The sequence below is a fragment of the Streptomyces sp. NPDC050988 genome, from assembly GCF_044456225.1.
Lineage (GTDB): Bacteria > Actinomycetota > Actinomycetes > Streptomycetales > Streptomycetaceae > Streptomyces.
Window position 1 is genome coordinate 70,697 of record NZ_JBITFQ010000007.1, and the last position, 16,019, is coordinate 86,715.

15 protein-coding genes are annotated in these 16,019 nt (G+C 69.2%); 9 read left to right on the forward strand and 6 right to left on the reverse strand.

Features of this window, described 5'->3' with window-relative positions; all coding sequences use genetic code 11:
* Window position 1: 1 nt before the first annotated feature.
* The 3 genes from ACIBEI_RS17885 to ACIBEI_RS17895 all read right to left on the reverse strand — a co-directional run bounded on the left by ACIBEI_RS17885 (window position 2) and on the right by ACIBEI_RS17895 (window position 3,785).
* Window positions 2-643: an ATP-dependent Clp protease proteolytic subunit gene (locus tag ACIBEI_RS17885; protein ID WP_190228341.1), complete on the reverse strand. Its 642-nt coding sequence runs from the start codon at window positions 641-643 to the stop codon at window positions 2-4.
* 161 nt (window positions 644-804) lie between these two features.
* Complete coding sequence (locus ACIBEI_RS17890; RefSeq protein WP_398889742.1) at window positions 805-1,557, reverse strand: GntR family transcriptional regulator; 753 nt, start codon at window positions 1,555-1,557, stop codon at window positions 805-807.
* A gap of 53 nt (window positions 1,558-1,610) precedes the next feature.
* Window positions 1,611-3,785 (reverse strand): alpha-N-acetylglucosaminidase, encoded by a 2,175-nt coding sequence (locus tag ACIBEI_RS17895; RefSeq protein ID WP_398889744.1) that lies wholly within the window; start codon window positions 3,783-3,785, stop codon window positions 1,611-1,613.
* A 196-nt stretch (window positions 3,786-3,981) separates the two neighbouring features.
* On the opposite strand from ACIBEI_RS17895, the gene ACIBEI_RS17900 reads away from it, so the two are divergent.
* From ACIBEI_RS17900 to ACIBEI_RS17915, 4 genes are all read left to right on the forward strand, one after another.
* A complete protein-coding gene (locus ACIBEI_RS17900; RefSeq protein ID WP_398889746.1) occupies window positions 3,982-4,716 on the forward strand; it encodes a sugar isomerase domain-containing protein in 735 nt (244 codons plus the stop codon).
* Between the two features lie 65 nt (window positions 4,717-4,781).
* Window positions 4,782-6,131, forward strand: a complete 1,350-nt coding sequence (locus ACIBEI_RS17905; RefSeq protein WP_398889748.1) for an ABC transporter substrate-binding protein — start codon at window positions 4,782-4,784, stop codon at window positions 6,129-6,131.
* Entirely contained in the window at window positions 6,121-7,065 is a 945-nt protein-coding gene (locus ACIBEI_RS17910; RefSeq protein ID WP_398889750.1) for a carbohydrate ABC transporter permease, read from the forward strand. The genes ACIBEI_RS17905 and ACIBEI_RS17910 overlap by 11 nt, the downstream gene beginning before the upstream one ends.
* Window positions 7,062-7,889: a carbohydrate ABC transporter permease gene (locus ACIBEI_RS17915; protein WP_189839118.1), complete on the forward strand. Its 828-nt coding sequence runs from the start codon at window positions 7,062-7,064 to the stop codon at window positions 7,887-7,889. The genes ACIBEI_RS17910 and ACIBEI_RS17915 overlap by 4 nt, the downstream gene beginning before the upstream one ends.
* 48 nt (window positions 7,890-7,937) lie before the next feature.
* On the opposite strand, the gene ACIBEI_RS17920 is transcribed toward ACIBEI_RS17915, so the two are convergent.
* Both ACIBEI_RS17920 and ACIBEI_RS17925 read right to left on the reverse strand, forming a co-directional pair.
* Window positions 7,938-8,171 carry a hypothetical protein gene (locus ACIBEI_RS17920; RefSeq protein WP_398889752.1) on the reverse strand — a complete coding sequence of 78 codons (234 nt, stop codon included), beginning with the start codon at window positions 8,169-8,171 and terminating at the stop codon, window positions 7,938-7,940.
* 148 nt (window positions 8,172-8,319) lie between these two features.
* On the reverse strand, window positions 8,320-9,480 hold the full coding sequence (locus ACIBEI_RS17925; protein ID WP_398889754.1) for an ROK family protein: 1,161 nt from the start codon (window positions 9,478-9,480) through the stop codon (window positions 8,320-8,322).
* Window positions 9,481-9,642: 162 nt separating this feature from the next.
* On the opposite strand from ACIBEI_RS17925, the gene ACIBEI_RS17930 reads away from it, so the two are divergent.
* From ACIBEI_RS17930 to ACIBEI_RS17945, 4 genes are read left to right on the forward strand one after another with little or no spacing between them, the layout of a single operon-like run.
* Window positions 9,643-10,611 carry a carbohydrate ABC transporter permease gene (locus ACIBEI_RS17930; RefSeq protein ID WP_398889756.1) on the forward strand — a complete coding sequence of 323 codons (969 nt, stop codon included), beginning with the start codon at window positions 9,643-9,645 and terminating at the stop codon, window positions 10,609-10,611.
* An 18-nt stretch (window positions 10,612-10,629) separates the two neighbouring features.
* On the forward strand, window positions 10,630-11,562 hold the full coding sequence (locus ACIBEI_RS17935; RefSeq protein ID WP_398889758.1) for a carbohydrate ABC transporter permease: 933 nt from the start codon (window positions 10,630-10,632) through the stop codon (window positions 11,560-11,562).
* A gap of 10 nt (window positions 11,563-11,572) precedes the next feature.
* Window positions 11,573-12,925 carry an ABC transporter substrate-binding protein gene (locus ACIBEI_RS17940; RefSeq protein WP_398889760.1) on the forward strand — a complete coding sequence of 451 codons (1,353 nt, stop codon included), beginning with the start codon at window positions 11,573-11,575 and terminating at the stop codon, window positions 12,923-12,925.
* A gap of 39 nt (window positions 12,926-12,964) precedes the next feature.
* Window positions 12,965-14,161, forward strand: coding sequence for a Gfo/Idh/MocA family protein (locus ACIBEI_RS17945; protein WP_398889762.1), 1,197 nt, complete (start codon window positions 12,965-12,967; stop codon window positions 14,159-14,161).
* Here ACIBEI_RS17945 and ACIBEI_RS17950 read toward each other — a convergent pair whose 3' ends face one another.
* A complete protein-coding gene (locus ACIBEI_RS17950) occupies window positions 14,162-14,866 on the reverse strand; it encodes a response regulator (RefSeq protein WP_398889764.1) in 705 nt (234 codons plus the stop codon).
* A 256-nt stretch (window positions 14,867-15,122) separates the two neighbouring features.
* Here ACIBEI_RS17950 and ACIBEI_RS17955 point away from each other — a divergent pair, with 256 nt between their 5' ends.
* Window positions 15,123-15,899 (forward strand): hypothetical protein, encoded by a 777-nt coding sequence (locus ACIBEI_RS17955; protein WP_398889765.1) that lies wholly within the window; start codon window positions 15,123-15,125, stop codon window positions 15,897-15,899.
* Window positions 15,900-16,019 lie beyond the last annotated feature (120 nt).

Below are 16,019 nucleotides of genomic sequence, written 5' to 3' on the forward strand. Positions count from 1 at the left end.
GTCAGAGTCCCATCCGTCGCTTCGAGGAGGCCGGGCGGACGTCGTCGAGTGACTCAACGACCCGGTCGACCATGCCGTACTCCCTGGCCTGTTCGGCGGTGAACCAGCGGTCGCGGTCGCCGTCGCGCCCGATCGTCTCCACGCTCTGGCCGGTGTGTTCGGCGGTGATCCGCTCGATCGTCTCCTTGGTGAACTGGAGGTTCTCGGCCTGGATGGCGATGTCGGCGGTCGTGCCACCGATGCCTGCCGAGGGCTGGTGCATCATGATCCGCGCGTTCGGGAGCGAGTAGCGCTTGCCCGGGGTGCCGACGGTGAGCAGGAACTGCCCCATGCTCGCGGCGAAGCCCATGGCGAGGGTCGACACGTCGTTCGGGATGAGCCGCATCGTGTCGTAGATCGCCAGGCCCGCGTGCACCGATCCGCCCGGGCTGTTGATGTAGAGGCCGATGTCGGTGCGCGAGTCCTCCGCGGAGAGCAGGAGCAGCTGGGCGCAGACCCGGTTGGCGGAGACCTCGTCGACCTGTGTGCCGAGGAACACGATGCGCTGGTTGAGGAGTTGGGCGGCGAGGTGGTCGTCGAACCGGGACGGCGGGGTGTCCCCCTCCTCGGCCCTCGGTTCCAGGGTGCTGCTGAATCGTGCCATCGCTCCTCCTTGTGGTGACGCGGCCGGGATCACCGCTGTGTCTCCACCCTCGGCCGGACCACGGCGGCGCGGAAGGAATCTCGGCCCGCAGCAGATTCGCCAACAGCAGAGCCGACGCGGAGCCCACTGAGCCCAAACAGAGCTCCCGGAGCGAGCAGGGGCTACTTCGTCACCACCAGCGAGAACTCGTACAGATCACCCCGGCACAACGACTCGCCGTACTCCACGACATGCCCCGTGTCGTCGAACGCCGTGCGTCGTACGAGCAGGGCGGCTGAGCCCTCCTTGACGCCGAGGAGGCGGGCCTGGCGGCCGGTCACGTTCACCGCCCGGATCTGCTGGGTCGCACGGACCACCCTCACTCCGTGGGTGTTCTGCAGCGCTTCGGACAGTGAGCCCTTGAGGAGGGACTCGTCCAGGCTCGGGAAGCGTTCGGCGGAGAGGTGGACGGTCTCCAGGCAGATGGGGAAGTCGTCGCCGAGACGCAGCCGTTCGATGCGGTGCAGGGCGGTGCCGGGATCGACGCCGAGGGCCGTGGCGTGGTGCAGGTCGGCCTCGACGACCTCGGCGGCGAGGAGTTCGGCGCTGGGGTGGTAGCCGCGCGAGCGCAGGTCCTCGGAGAACGAGGTCAGCGTCGACGTCTTGGTGATCTGGGGGTGCGAGACGAAGGTGCCCACACCGCGCACGCTGCGGATGAGGCCGTCCTCGCGCAGTGCCTGGAGCGCGCGCCGGGCGGTCGCTCTGCTGACGTCGTAGCGTTCGGCGAGCTGCCGTTCGGTGGGCAAGGCCTCGTCGGGCCGCATCCGGGCGATGTCGGCCTGGAGCAGCCGACGCAGCGCCTCGTGCTTGAAGGACTCCGTCTTGTAGGAGTCCGCGTCCGGGCCGTCGTCCCTGCGCCTGTCTTCGAGCGTCACAATCAGCGCCTGTCCTTGAGCATCACGATCACTCCGCGGTTCGCACGTGTCCGCTAGCCCCGAGAGGCGCGGTAACGGGGCATCAGCGTACGCACCACGGCAAGGGTCGCGGCGGCGGTGTCCGGGCCGGGCGTCGCCTGCTCACTCCGTTCAGTGGTCCAGCGCTCCTCCCATTCGATCAGGGAGGCCTCGAACTCCTGGGCGCGGTAAGGGGATCCGGTGTCGAGTGCCCGCTCGATGTGCTCGTACCAGCGTCGCCAGCGCGGGAGGTAGAACGAACGGACCAGGCCGGCCCAGTGCCGGCCCGAGTAGTCGTGCAGCTCGCTGTGGGAGTGCCCCCAGACCGTGAGGATCCGTCGCGCGTTGGCCTCGTACAGCTCGGCCTCGGCGGGGGTGGACGCCCAGCTGTCGGCTTCGGCGAGCCAGGTGTCCAGCCGGTGTTCGGGACGGGTGGCCAGCAGTGTGTCCAGGTCCTCGATGGTGGTGAGCAGTTCGTCGGCGGCGGCTCGGAAGCGGTCGGCGTCGCGCGCCAGGGCCGCGTCCGCCGCCCTGCGCTGCTGGTCGCACGCCACGTGGGTGAGCACCTGCGCGGTGACGTCGCACAGGTCCCGGCCGAGCGGGCCCGCGCTGTCCTCCTCCGTCGTCTCACCGGCCAGGAGCGTCCACGCCTCGGCCAGACCGGGTGGCACGGACGGCGAGGGCGGCGCCGCCAGGTGCACCGGCGGCTCGGGGCGCAGGTCCCCCTGCAGTGTGGGCCGGCAGACGACGACGGAGCCCGGTGGTCCTGGGCCGTCCGCGTCGTAGACGGTGGCGTGGAGCAGTTCCCAGGCGCGGAGCAGACCGGGGGTTCGGCGTCCGTACCGGGCCTCCGCCCAGTCTTCCAGCCATGCTCGTACGTCCTTGACCGAGCCGTTCCAGGCAACGTCGGCCAGCAGTTCGTACAGGACGGGGTCGCCGCCGAAGGCCTCCATGCTCGCGCCGACTCCGGAGAGCGAACCGCCGCGTGCGTCGGCGCTCGCCTCGGCGGGACCGGCGGCGATCTCGTCCAGTTTCCCGTAGAGCCCGGGCCGCCCGCCCAGGCTGTGGAGCATGCACCACACCCAGGGTTTTCCCCGGTGGCCGTCGGTCTGCCGCCAGACCGGCTTGTGCTCCGCCCACAGGTCCAGGATGAGCATGCGGTCGTCCGGGATGGCGTCGAGGAAGGCCCGGGTCCGGTCCGGTGTCCAGTAGTCGGAGCGGTAGGAGAAGGGCCATGCCTGGAGCACCCAGGTGGCCTCGCCGTCCACCGCGGTCATGGCGCCGTGCACGGCGCGCGCGACCCGGGCGATGTCGGCGGGGTCGGTCACCGGCGGGATCGTCTCGATGAAGGGGTCGGCCGCGTAGAGGTGGTCGGTGCCGAAGAGGCGGGTCTGCTCGGTCAGCAGCGCGGTGCCGAACTCCTCGAACAGCGGGTCGCGGGGGTCCAGGATGCCGACCTCGAAGTCCCACCAGGGAAGGGTCGTCGACCGGGCGCCCCGGCCCGTGATGAGTTCGCGGGGCACATGGCCGGAGAAGCCCTGGAGGATCGGGCGCATGCCGAGCGCGCGCTCCCGGTCCAGGATGCGGCGGCCCAGGTCCGCGTGGCCGTCGATCCAGCTCTGCGGCAGTGGCCCGCCCCAACTGTCCAGTGAGGCGAGCCAGTTCCACGGGAGGTGGGCCGGGCCGCCGAGGAAGCGCCGGGCGGTCTCGTCGTCGAGGCCGGTGCGCAGGAGGGCTTGTTGCCAGGCGGCCTCCGCGCCGGTCATCGCGAGCGGTGTGGTCACGCCGTGCAGCGCCATCCAGTCGATGTGGCGCTCCCAGCGGTCCCAGTCCCAGAACGCCGTGGTGTAGCCGAAGGTGCAGACGTTGAAGTGGTAGCGGTGGAGGTAGGGGGAGGTCGTCCGGGCGGCCGTGCCGGTGCTGGGCAGGCGGTCCGGCAGCCGGGGCACGGGGGAGTCCCAGGTGATCTGCGTCCGGCAGGCGGTGCGCAGATACCAGCGCAGCGCCGAGGCGACCGCCACACCGCTGGACCCGCGCAGCGTCACACCGCCCGGCCCGGCGTCGACCTCGAACCAGTCGGGCCTGCCGACGTCGTGCCCGTCCCCTACGGGCACGACGTCGGCGGTGAACTCCGCGGCCCTGTCCCCGAGGAGCCGCTGGAGAAGTTGTCGGGCGGACTGATTCTCCGATGCCTGTGGTCCGTACCACATGCGGCTCAGGTTAGGACGGGTGTGCGGGGTGGTCAAGGAACAAAGCTGTTGTGACAGCACACTTGTCCGGAGGGCTGGGCAGTCGCACGGCCCTCTGGTACGGTCCACAGCCACGCGGACGGCTCCCGCAGCCACGCAGACGGCCTCGCAGCCATGCAAACGGCTCCCGCTCGACACCCCAGGTGGTCTCGACACGATGAACGCCGATCTCGCCTACTTCGCCGCTCTCCAGGAGAACCTCACCGCGCTGACCGACGCCGAGCGGCCCGCGATCGAGCGCGCCGCCGCTGCCATCGCGGACAGCATCGCCGCCGGAGGTGTCGTCCACTACTTCGGCAGCGGCCACTCCCAACTCGTCGCGATCGAGCCGCTGTTGCGTGCGGGCGGCCTCGCGCCGGTCAACGTGATCGCCGACCCGGCGTTGTCCCCAGCCGCCCCTCGGCACGCGGGTGCGGCCGAGCGCGTCGGCGGCTACGCGGCGGCGATCCTGAGCACGGCGGACATCCGGGACGGCGAGGTGGTGGTCGTCGTCTCCAACTCCGGCATCAACGCCGTACCGGTCGAATTCGCCCTGGGCGCCCGCGCGTTGGGGGCGACGGTCGTCGCCGTCACCAGCCGGGCCCACTCGATGGGCGCCGAGTCCCGGCATGTCGACGGGCGGCGCCTGCTCGACGTGGCCGACATCGTCATCGACACGCACGGCCGCCCGGGTGACGCGGTGGTGCCCCTGGGAGACCACACCGTGGGCGCCCTGTCGACTGTCGTCGGGGCGGCGATCGTCAACGCCCTGACCTGTCGGGCAGCCGAGCTGCTCATCGAACTCCACGGCCAGGCACCGCCGTTGATCGTCAGTCAGAACACCGGCGGTGACGCCGAGCGCCACAACAGCGCCCTACTGGAGAAGGTCAGGGACCGCTGTCCGCGGGGCTGACACACCGATCCGAACACCGAGACCACGCCGAGACGCCGAGACGCCGAGACTACGCAAGGAGGCCGATGATGGAGAGGACGCACCGGGTGCTGCGCCGCCGCGTCGCGGCGACGGTCTGTGCCGCCGCCCTCGTGTTGCCGCTCACCGCCTGCGACGCCCTGACCCCCGGGAGCGCAGCTGCGGTGCCCGGTCCGCGCAGTGTGCCGTCGTCGACCGCCGTGCCGGACGGGGACACCACCCTGCGTCTGCAGTTCGCCGACGCCCCGTTGATGGTCGACGCGCTGATCGCCGCGTTCGAGAAGGACCACCCGAACATCAGTGTCGAGCCGCAGTACAAGACGTTCTCGGACTACGTGCAGAACCTGAAGCTCACGATGACCTCGGACACCGCCCCCGACATCGCGCAGTACGCGGTCGGGATGACCGATCTCGCGGCGGACGGCCACATCCTCGACCTTGCGCCCTATCGGGAGGCGTACGGCTGGGACGAGGCCATTCCCCCGGTCAGCCTCGACCAGTTGACGGCGGGGCAGACCAGCGAGGCCACCGGCGGGCGCGCCCTGTTCGGGGTCCCGGCCGGTCTGTCGATGACCGGCATCTACTACAACAAAGAGCTCGCGAAGAAGGCCGGCATCGACGGTCCGCCCAAGACGGTGGCGGAGTTCGAGGACCAGCTCGCCGCGGCCAAGGACGCGGACCTGACACCGCTCGGCGTCGGCGCGCTCGACTCCGGCGGCCTGCACCTGTGGGCCGCGCTGCTCAACCAGTTGATGCCGACGGATGATTACTGGGACTGGGTGAACGGCACCAAGGGCGCGACCATCGAAACGCCGGCCGCGGTCACGGCCAGCAAGATGGTCATCGACTGGGGCCGCAAGGGCTACTACAACGACTCCGCCAACGGCACCGCTCAGGTGGACTCCACCGCCCAGTTCGCCAAGGGCGACAGTGTCTTCCTCATCAACGGCAACTGGGCGGCAGGGCAGTTGGCGACCGTCATGGGAGACAACGTCGGCTTCTTCCCGATGCCGGGCGAACAGGCCTCCGCCCCCACCGTGGCCTCGGGCTTCAGCGTCTCCTACGCCGTCTCGTCCAGGACCGAACACCCCGAGGCGGCAGGCGCGTTCCTCGACTTCCTGACCACTCCCGAGGCCGGCCAGATCATCAGCGACAACGGCTTCATGCCACCCAACCCCGACGCCGTGAAGAAGCCGGAAGGCGTGCTCGCCGACATCGCGGAGGGCCACCGCAGGGCGGTCGCCGACGACGGGATCACGACGTTCCCCGACTTCGCCGCCCCCGCCATGCTCGACCGGCTGCGCTCCGGCGTCCAGAAACTCATCGCGAACCGCATAGATCCCTCGGACTACCTCGACTCACTTCAGGACGAGTGGGAGGAACATCATGCCGAGTAGGCCGCCGGTCCAACAGCCCCCGGACCTCCGGGTCCAGCCGCCGGAGGTCCGGGCCCAGTCCCCGGGCGCCCGCCGGCGCGGCTCGTATCGCGGCTATGTGTACGTGCTGCCCGCGTTCGCCGTCTACTTCTGCTTCGCGGTGCTGCCCGCCCTGCACACGGCGTACCTCTCGCTGTTCGAGTGGGACGGCGTGACGCTGGGCGACTGGGTCGGCCTCGGCAACTACCAGGAGATCTTCCAGGACTCCATCCTGCGCCGATCCGTGCTCAACGCCCTGGTGCTGGTGGTGTTCTTCTCCTTCATTCCCATCGTGGTCGGCCTGGCGATGACCGGTCTGCTGGCCCGTTTCCGGCGGCCCGGCATGGGGGCGTACCGCTTTCTGTTCATGCTGCCGCAGGTCGTCCCGCTCGTCGCCGTCGGCGTGACCTGGCGCTGGCTGTACGGGGACGACGGGCTGGTGAACCAGACGTTCCGCGCGGTCGGTCTGGACGGGGTGACCCGGGCGTGGCTCGGCGACTTCGGCGCCGCGCTGATCGCCGTGGGCCTCGTCGGCACCTGGGTGCTGAGCGGGCTGTGCATGATGCTCTTCCTCAGCGGCGTACAGAAGGTGGATCCCAGCCTGTACGAGGCGGCCCGGCTCGACGGGGCAGGACCTGTCCGGGAGTTCGTCTCCGTCACCCTGCCGCATCTGCGCGGCGAACTCGCCGTCGCGATGACCGTGACCACGGTGGCCGCGCTCGCCAGCTTCGACATCGTGTACGTGACGACGAACGGCGGCCCCGGCGAACAGACGACCGTTCCGGGCCTGCTCGTGTACCGACTGGCGTTCTCCGAGGGCAAGGTGGGGCTCGCCGCGGCCCTGGCCGTCGTCCTCGGCTGTCTGATACTCGGGATCGTCTATCTCATCAACCGTCTGTCGAGGTCGGAGTCATGAACACCGCCACGCGCCAGGAACGCTGGTCGGGTTACGCGCTGCTGACGGTCATGGCGATCGCCGTCGTGATCCCGTTCCTCAGTGTCTTCCTCGCCTCCCTGCAGCCCGCGGGCACGCCAGTGGTGGGACTGACCTGGCCGGAGCGGTGGAGCTGGGACAACTACGAACAGGCGTGGTCGGTGGCCGGGTTCTCCGACCTGATCCAGCACAGCCTCACCATCGCGGTCGGTGTGGTCCCCGCCTCCCTGGTCCTGGCGGCGCTGGCGGGCTACGCGCTCGGCACGATGAAACTCCCGGGCGGCAACGCGGTCGCGGCCTTCTTCATCGCCGGACTCACCATCCCGGTCGAACTGATCGTGGTCCCGCTCTACTTCGACCTGCGGGGTCTCGGCCTGACCAACTCGTACCTGGGTGTGATCCTGGTGGAGATCGCGCTGTTCATGCCGTTCAGCGTGTTCTGGATGCGCACCCACTTCCAGTCGACCCCGCCGTCGCTGGTGGAGGCGGCCCGGATCGACGGTGCCTCGTCGGCCACGATCCTCCTGAGGATCCTGCTTCCACTGGCCAGGCCGTCCCTGATGACACTCGGGCTGCTGGTGTTCATGTGGTCGTGGAACCAGTTCCTGCTGGTGCTGGTGCTCATCCAGGACACCACCAAGCACACGGCGCCCGCGGGCCTCGGTTTCTTCGTCGGTCAGAACAGCACGGACATCCCCACGCTGGCGGCGGGGACGATCATCGTGATGCTGCCGATCCTGATCCTCTTCGTGATCTTCCAGCGCAGCTTCATCGCGGGGCTGCTCCAGGGGGCGATGAAGGGCTGACGCCAGGCGCCAGGGAGGCGGCTCGCCCGGTCAGGCAGGTCAGGCCGGTCAGGCGGCCTTCGACGAGTCCGTATGCGAATGGCCGGAGTCCGTGTGCGAATGGGCGCGCGGAGAGGCCGCCGCCCACTCCAGGACGAGCCGCTGGTACTCCCGCCGCTGCTCGCCGCTCAGCGTCCCACCGCTCCGCAGCCACAGGGCTCGGATCTCCTCGTTGACCTCGGCGGCCGATCGCTTCGGCGCGATCGACGCGCGGCGGTGGGTGGTGGACATGCCGTGAATCATACGGGCCCCCGCGTGAAGACCATGTGAGGAGTCACTGTCAGCAGGACTACTTACCGGTAGCCCCCGCATGGCCATGTCCGGCGGCCACCCGATAGCCAGGTCCGGCAGCCGTTCCACAGCCGGGTCCGGCAGCCGTTCCACAGCCAGGTCAGGCCGCCCCCGCGCCGAGGACGAGCACCTGGATCGCCAGGACAGCGCCGCCCCGCGCCCAGTCGTGGAAGTCGGACACCTTGGTCTCCAGATTGACCGGCTCCGCCTGCGGGTGGCGGTTGGCGAGGATGGCCGCCTCGATGTCCGGGCCGGCAACGTCGACCAGGCCCACACCCTCGCCGGCGAGGACGATCTTCTGGGGCATGGCGAAGTTGGAGATCTGCGCGATCAGGGTGCCCAGGGCGCGGGCCGCCTCGCCGATGACGCGGGCGGCCATGGGCTCACCCTCGGCGGCCAGGGCGAGGATCTCCTCATACGAGAAGTCACGGCCGGTGGCGGCCCGGATCTGGTAACGGATGCTGGGAATGCCCAGCAGGGAAACGGCGCTGCCGCGCTCCCCGTCGGGGGTGAGCGGGCCGTGGGGGTTCACGATCCAGGCGCGGCCGACACCCAGTCCGTCCTCGGGAGTTCCGACCCTCTTGCCGCCGCTCACCAGTCCGTAGCCGACGCCCGCGCCGATCGTGAGCACCGCGAACCGCTCCAGGCCGCGGCCGGCGCCGAACCACCGCTCGGCCTCGACGAGTGCGGACACATCGTTGTCGACGACGGCGGGCAGCCCTGTGCGCTCCTCGGCGAGTCGGGCCAGGGGGACCTCGCGCCAGCCGAGAAAGGCCGACTCGTCGACTACGGACCGGTCCGAGGAACGTCCGCCGAGGCCGATACCGATACCGGCGAGGCCGGGGAAGTCACGTGCGAACGCGCCGGTCAGCTCCCCCAGCACGTCCACGACGTGGGCCGGGTCATGGCTGGTGATGGGCAGGTCGCGGCGGGCGACGATATCGCTCTTGAGGGTGGTGACGACGCCGTAGACCATGTCCTGGGTGATCTTGAACCCGGCGAAGGTGCGGGACTCGGCGACGATGTCGAGCGGCTGGGACGGGCGGCCCTGGCGCACCTCGAGCAGCGCGGCGCCCTCGGGGACCTCGATCAGCAGTCCCGACTCTATGAGCGGCTTCGTCAGCCGGGTGAGACTGCCTGCTGAGAGGTCGAGCCGACGGGCGATGTCGCTGCGCGACAGAGGGCCGTGCGTCAGCACCTCGATGGCGACGGCACGCTCACCGGGACTGAGCGGCAGCCAGCTGGCGGCACGTGCGGTCATGAACGAACCCCCACATTGTTTCTTTCGACGCAGAAGTAATGACACCACCCTATGTCGTCGAACCTCCCCGGGAAAAGATGCGTGCACACCTCTTGACGGCTGGATTCTTTCGGACCAAAAGTAAGTGGCCCGAGGACGAGCCGCAGACGAGGGAGTCTCCTGATGACCGTCGCCTCCAGCCCTCCGTCGCGTCTGCCATTGCGCGACATCGAGGGGACACAGCCGAAGCCGAGAGCCCGCGAGAAACGAGAACGCGACGGTGGCGGACGTGGTGACGGCGCCCTCGCGGCCCTGTTCATCGCTCCGGCCATGCTGGGCTTCCTGGTCTTCCTGCTGTGGCCGACGCTGCGGGGCATCTATCTGAGCTTCACCCGCTTCAATCTGCTGACCCCGGCGGAGTGGGTGGGGCTCGACAACTACCGGCGCATGGTCAACGACCCCATCTTCTGGGACTCGTTGAAGGTCACGGTCGAGTACGTGTTCATCAACATCGGCGTGCAGACGGTCTCCGCACTGGCCATCGCCGTCCTCCTCCAGCGGCTCACGCAGTCGGCGGTGCTGCGGGGCATAGTGCTGACGCCGTATCTGATGTCGAACGTCGTCGCCGGCATCGTCTGGCTGTGGATGCTCGACACCCAGCTCGGCATCGGCAACGAGATCATCGCGGGCCTGGGCTTCGACCGCATCCCGTTCCTCGCGGACGAGACCTGGGCGATCCCGACCATCGCGCTGATCAACGTCTGGCGGCACGTCGGCTACACCGCGCTGCTGCTCTTCGCCGGGCTCCAGGCCATCCCGAACGACATGTACGAGGCGGCGAGGGTCGACGGCGCGAGCGAGTGGCGGATGTTCTCGCGCATCACCATGCCGCTGCTGCGGCCGGTGCTCGCGGTGGTCCTGATCATGACCGTGATCGGTTCGTTCCAGGTCTTCGACACCGTCGCGGTGACGACCAACGGCGGTCCGGCGAACGCCACCAACGTGCTCCAGTTCTACATCTACGGCTCGGCGTTCGGCCGCTTCCAGTTCGGCTACGCCTCCGCGATGTCCGTGGCACTCCTGGTCGTGCTCAGCGCGATCACCATCCTCCAGTACCGGCTCACCCGGGCCGGACAGACCGACCTCGGCTGAGCGGAAGGAGACACCGACATGGCTGCCGTGACAACACCACCGCCGACCACGACGACGACCGTACGACGCACCAGGCGCAGACCCTCCTTCGGGCGGGTCGTGGCCTGGACGGTGATGGGGGCGATCATGCTGATCACCCTGCTGCCGTTCTACTGGATCCTGCGCACCGCGCTCTCCACCAACGCCGGGATCTCGGCCGACCCGGCCTCGCCCCTGCCGGTCGACCCGACGAGCGGCGGCTTCGCCCGAGCCCTCGGCCTGCAGTCCACGAAGGAGGCGATCGCGCAGGGCGGCGCGGGTGGCGGGCTCGACTTCTGGCGCTATCTGCTCAACTCGGTGATCGTCTCCACACTGATCACCGGCTGCCAGATGTTGTTCTCCGCGATGGCCGCGTACGCCTTCGCCCGGCTGCGGTGGCGCGGCCGGGACAAGGTCTTCGCCCTCTTCCTGGGCGGACTGATGGTGCCGACGATCTTCACCCTGCTGCCGAACTTCGTCCTCATCAAGCAACTCGGTCTGATCGACTCGCTGTTGGGCATCGCCCTGCCCACCATGTTCATGACGCCCTTCGCGGTGTTCTTCCTGCGCCAGTTCTTCATGAACATTCCGCGCGAGGTCGAGGAGGCGGCCCTGCTCGACGGCGCCGGGAAAGTCCGGATCTTCTTCCGGGTGCTGCTGCCGATGGCGGCCACCCCGGTGATCACGCTGTCCGTGCTGACGTACATCACGTCCTGGAACGACTACTTCTGGCCGCTGATGGTGTCGTACAGCGACAGCTCCCGCGTGCTCACAGTCGCCCTGGCGATCTTCCGGGCACAGAGCCCTCAGACCGGCATCGACTGGTCGGGGCTCATGGCGGCGACCCTCATCGCGGCGCTCCCGATGCTCGCGCTCTTCGCGTTCTTCGCGCGCCGGATCGTCAGCTCCATCAGCTTCACCGGAATCAAGTAGGAGGCACCCGATGCGATTCCGAACGCTCGTCGCACTGACCGGAGCGATGGCACTGTCCCTGGCGGGGTGCGCGAATGGCGACTCCACCGGATCGTCGTCGAACACCGTGACGTACTGGCTGTGGGACGCCAACCAGCTGCCCGCGTACGAGGCCTGCGCCAAGGACTTCAAGAAGCAGAACCCCGGCCTGAACGTGAAGATCACACAGATGGGCTGGGACGACTACTGGACCAAACTCACCGCGAGCTTCATCGCGGGCACGGAGCCCGACGTCTTCACCGACCACATCGTGAAGTTCGGGCAGTTCGCCGACCTGAAGGTGCTGGAGCCGCTCGACGAACTTCCCTCGACCAAGGGCATCAAGGACGCCGACTACCAGCCGGGCCTCGCCGCCAACTGGATCGGACAGGACGGCCACCGCTACGGCTCCCCGAAGGACTGGGACACCGTCGCCCTCTTCTACAACAAGAAGATGACCGAGCAGGCGGGCGTCGACGCGAAGACGCTGAACGGCCTCGACTGGAACCCGAAGGACGGCGGTACGTTCGAGAAGACCATCGCCCATCTCACCATCGACAAGAACGGCAAACGGGGCGACGAGCGGGGCTTCGACAAGAACAACGTCAAGGTGTACGGCCTGGCCACCAACGGCGGCGGCGACGGCGACGGCCAGACGCAGTGGAGCAACTTCGCCGCCTCCGCGGGCTGGACCTACACGAACCAGAAGCGCTGGGGCGACCACTACAACTACGACAGCAAGACCTTCCAGTCGGTCATGAAGTGGTACTTCGGCCTGGCGAAGAAGGGCTACATGGTCCCCTTCACCGACTGGAACTCCCAGTCCAACCAGGCCAACACACAGGTGGCCGCGGGCAAGGCGGCGACGGCGTTCGACGGTGCCTGGATGATCTCCAGCTACGACGCCTTCAAGGGCATGGACATCGGCACCGCCCTCACGCCGACCGGCCCGACCGGCAAACGGGCCACCATGATGAACGGCCTCGCGGACTCCATCACCAAGAACGCCCCCAACAAGGAGGGCGCCGAGAAATGGGTGGCGTATCTGGCCTCCGACGAGTGCCAGACGACCGTCGGCAAGTTCGGCATCGTCTTCCCGGCGACCCCCGGCGGTACGGACGCGGCCGTCGCCGCCTACAAGAAGAAGGGCATCGACGTCACGGCCTTCACCCGTCCGGTGGACGAGAAGAAGACCTTCACGACCTTCTCCTACCCGATCACCGACTACGCGGCGGACGTGCTCGCGTTGATGAAGCCCGCCATGCAGGACATCTTCGGCAACGACGCGCCGGTGAGCGGGCTCGACGAGACCAACAGCCAGATCAACTCGCTCCTTTCGCAGTAACTCCCCTCCCTGTCACCCGTGTCACCGAAGGGCATCTTCATGACGTTCTCCCTCGGCATCGTCGGCGCCGGCCAGTTCTCCGGTCAGTTCGCGAAGCTGTTTCTTGCCCACCCGGGCGTCGGCGAGGTCCACGTCACGGATCTCCTGCCCGAGCGAGCGGAGCAACTGGCCGCCGCCGAGGGCCTGACGGGAACCTTCCCCTCGTACGAGGCGATGCTGGAGTCGAAGGCCGTCGACGCCGTCGCGATCTTCACCCAGCGCTGGACCCACGGCCCGCTGGTGCTCCAGGGGCTGAACGCCGGCAAGCACGTCTACTCGGCGGTGCCCATGGCGATCACCCGCGAGGAGATCGCGGCGATCATCGACGCGGTACGGGCCACCGGACTGACGTACATGATGGGCGAGACCAGCCAGTACAACCCGGCGACCGTGCACGCCCGCAACCAGATCGCCGACGGGGCTTTCGGACGGCTCTTCTACGCCGAGGGCGACTATGTGCACGACATGGACCTCGGGTTCTACGAGGCCTACCAGTACAGCGGCGGCGAGAACTGGAAGGAGACCGCCAGCTATCCCCCGCTGCTCTACCCCACGCACTCGGTGGGCGGGGTCCTCGGTGCCTGGCAGACGCACGCGGTGAGTGTGTCCGCGATCGGGGTCAAGGACGATCGCGGGGACGGGGTCTTCGACGAGGACGTCAGCCAGTTCGGCAACGACTTCTCGAACGCGACCGCGCTGTTCGAGGTCGCGGGCGGCGGCTCGTTCCGTACGAACGAGTTCCGGCGGGTGGGCTATCCCTCGCACATCCGGGAGTCGCGTTTCCGGTTCTTCGGGACGGACGCCAGCATGGAGCAGCTGGCGACGGTGGCCTTCTGGCAGGACAAGAAGGGGGTCAAGGACATCAGTGAACTCCTCGAGCCCAAGCCCACCATGGCTCCGGACGACCCGTCCCTCCAGCACATCGCGCCGGACCTGCGGGCTGCCTTCACCTCAGGCTCGGCGCCGGTGCACGACCGGGCGCGACTGCCCCGGGAGTTCGACAACCTGCACAACGGGCACGAAGGGAGCCACCACTTCCTGGTGGACGACTTCGTCACCGCGGTGAACACGCGCACACTGCCGTCGGTGAACGCGTGGGTGGCCGCCCGCTACACCCTGCCGGGCATCGTCGCGCACGACTCCGCGCGGCAGGGTGGGGCGAGGCTGGAGATCCCGGACTTCGGAGACCCGAGCTGATCAACCGTCGACTCCCGTCGCCCCGCCCTCTTTCGGGGCGCGGCCGTGGTCGCCCATGCCCGCGTCGCGTGCCCGGGCGACGGCGGCGGCGCGGTCGGAGACCTGGAGCTTGTACAGAATCGACGACACGTGGTTGCGGACGGTCTTCTCCGACAGGAACAGCCGTCCGGCGATCTGGTGGTTGCCGCAGCCGAGCGCGACGAGATCCAGCACCTCTCGTTCGCGCTCGGTCAGTCCGGGGAAGACCTTCGCCGCGTACTCGCGGTGCGCCCCGGTGAAGAAGTCCACGATCCGCCGGGCCACCGCTCCGCCGTAGACCGCGTCTCCGGCGGCCACGGTGAGGACGGCCCGGACGATCTCCGCGGAGTCGGTGTCCTTGAGTAGGTAGCCGCGGGCCCCGGAGCGGAGCGCGCCGAACAGTGCCTGGTCGCCCTCGTGCATGGTCAGCACCAGGACTCCCAGCGCGGGGTGACGCGCCAGCAGCGCGCGCGTGGCGGCGGTGCCGTCGAGGCCGGGCATGGCCAGGTCGGTCACGACGACGTCGGGTGCCGTACGGTCGACGGCCGCCAGCAGATCGTCGCCGTTCGCGGCCTCGGCGACGACCTCGACGTCCCCGCTCGAAGCCAGTGCGGCGGCCAGGCCGTAGCGGTACATGGGGTGGTCGTCGGCGATGACCACGCGGACAGCGCGGGACCCGTTGCTCACCGCTCCTCCATCTGGCTCGCTGGGCGTTCTCTCGTCTGTGCAGCGTCGCGCCTGTGGTGTCCCGGTGGCCATGCTTCCGGTCCCGGTCCCGCCGGTCGATCCGCCCGGTGGCGACGGGACCCGCACCCCGCGCCGGGACGGCGGTTCCGCGCGAGCATGGTTTCCCTTCCCCGCACCGGCATCGCGGCCGCGGCATGCGACCGCCTCGGTGTCATGTTCGCGGGAACCGTCCCGTCACCCGCACAGAGGGAGTCCCATGTCGTCGAACCACCACCACTCCACCGGCGCCTCGCGGCTGTCGACCGTGATCGCCTCCGTCCCTCCTCTTCTCGCCGCCACCATCGGACTGCTGCTGCACACGCACAACGCCGAACAGGTCGCCCAACTCACGGCCGGCGTGGCCACGTTGATCATGGCCGGTCTGCCACTGCTGCAACGCTCCACCACCGCGGACTGCCGGCGGGCTGCCGGTCCCCCGGGCGGGCCGGTCCCCGTCCTCGGACCACGGCCCGGGGTCGTGCCGAGCCGTACCACCGTCGTCCTGACGACGGTGCTGGGTGTCGCGGCGTTCTGGCTGCTCTATCTGCTCACCACCTGGCTGGGGCTGGGCAGCCTGGGGTACTGGAGCGGCGAATACCCCGACGACCCGTCGGAGGTCTACCGCGCCATCGCGCTGCGCAGTCTCCCGGTCCTGCTGCCCGGCGTCTTCGCGGTCGCTGTCGCCATGGCGCACCGGCTGCACCACGTGGCCAGGCCGGCCCTGATCACGACGAGCGCCCTGTACACCGCCGCGGTGCTCACCACCAACGCGGTGCTGGTGCACCACTGGCGCAGCGAGCCGTTGCCGGAGAACGTGTACGTGCCTCTCCTGCTCGGTGTGCTCGCCTGGCTGGTCTGCCTGCTCGCCCACTGGTACGCCGCCCGCACCCAGGAACTCTTCGACGCCTTGCAGGCGGTCAGGATGGAGTTGCGGCGCGGTGCGCAAGGAGGTCGTCCCTCCGACGGTGCCGAGGAGCTGGCAGGGGTCGAGTGAACGCACTGGGCCGTCGGGGCCGGCCGGAGTGCGGGGCGGCGGGGGGGGGGGGGGGGGGGGGGGGGGGGGGGGGGCCGCCGGGGGGGGGGGCCCCGCGCCCCCCCCCCCCCCGCGGCACGT